Source organism: Halorubrum sp. AD140 (assembly GCF_034497445.1).
Taxonomy (GTDB): domain Archaea; phylum Halobacteriota; class Halobacteria; order Halobacteriales; family Haloferacaceae; genus Halorubrum.
Genome location: NZ_JAXRUU010000368.1, coordinates 1 through 1,002 on the forward strand (window position 1 = coordinate 1; position 1,002 = coordinate 1,002).

Below are 1,002 nucleotides of genomic sequence, written 5' to 3' on the forward strand. Positions count from 1 at the left end.
GTCTCGGCGAATCCGCCGTAGCGGTCGCCGCGTTCGACCTCCCTCAGGAGCGTCTCGTACGCGTCGTGGACGCGCTCCCCGGTCGGCGTCACCCGGTAGTCGACGCCGCGTTTCACGACCCAGCCGCGTTCGCGGAACCCCCCGAGGATCCGCTGGACCGTCGTCCGGGTCGCGTCGACCGCGTCGTTCAACTCCGCGGGGCGCCGCGGCTCCTCGCGCAGCGCCCGGAGTATCGCGACCCGAACGGGTGAACCGGCGAGGTACTGTGCGCCGTCGTGTCCGACCTCGGCCGTCATCGTACGGTCCGTGTGTACGGATACCGCCCTGTTAACCGTACCGCGTCGCGGAGGGTTTCGCGGCCGACTCCCGGCGCGCTCCCCGGCCGGGTCAGTCCCGGTAGCGGAACGACACGACCGTGCCGACGGTGTCCTCGCCGGCGATGCGCTCCGTGGTCACGGTCACGGCCGCGAGCGCGTCCGCGCCGAGCGCCTCCTCGATCACCGCTCGGAGCGCGTCGGGGTCGGCGCCCTCCTGGATCACCGGCACGCGGACCTGTCGACGGTTGACCGCGACGTCGCCGAGGTCGTACTCCGTGTGCTCGAACGCCTCTCGGATCGCGGCTTCGATGTCGGTCATAGCAGCGTACCCTCCGCGCTCGGCGGTGAAAAAACGCGGTCCTCGGTCGGCACCGCGAGCGCGCTCGGGCCCAGTCGTCTGTAAGCGTGCTAGGTGGGTGATTTCGGCCGTTCAGTGGGTCTGTCTATTTAATACAGCATAATTATATTTTAAATATCTGTGTTGTTATACCGCAAAACAATCTTAATATTTATTTATCCTGATACTTTTGGTGTATGCACGAAAGTGTAGCAGATTACGTGGCAGAGCACCCGAAGATGGCCGGCGTCCTGTTCACCGCCCTCCTGCTGTTGACGCAGGCGGCGCCCGCGGCGGCGAATATGGCCGCGTCCAACCCCGGTCCCTAAGGATCTAATTCATCACTCC

At 65.3% G+C, this 1,002-nt stretch carries 3 protein-coding genes; 1 reads left to right on the forward strand and 2 read right to left on the reverse strand.

Translation table 11 applies throughout. The features are described from left to right. A partial coding sequence (locus U4E84_RS18925; RefSeq protein ID WP_322533582.1) for a helix-turn-helix domain-containing protein occupies positions 1–296 on the reverse strand: 296 nt, incomplete at its 3' end. 91 nt (positions 297–387) lie between these two features. Next, complete coding sequence (locus U4E84_RS18930; protein ID WP_096393933.1) at positions 388–636, reverse strand: hypothetical protein; 249 nt, start codon at positions 634–636, stop codon at positions 388–390. 215 nt (positions 637–851) lie between these two features. Between U4E84_RS18930 and U4E84_RS18935 the strand changes: the two genes are divergently transcribed. Continuing rightward, complete coding sequence (locus tag U4E84_RS18935; RefSeq protein ID WP_322533583.1) at positions 852–983, forward strand: hypothetical protein; 132 nt, start codon at positions 852–854, stop codon at positions 981–983. Positions 984–1,002 lie beyond the last annotated feature (19 nt).

Bases quoted from the DNA above. Each gene is read 5' to 3' on its own strand.
- U4E84_RS18930 (WP_096393933.1), bottom strand. From the start codon at position 636: ATGACCGACATCGAAGCCGCGATCCGAGAGGCGTTCGAGCACACGGAG.
- U4E84_RS18935 (WP_322533583.1), top strand. From the start codon at position 852: ATGCACGAAAGTGTAGCAGATTACGTGGCAGAGCACCCGAAGATGGCC.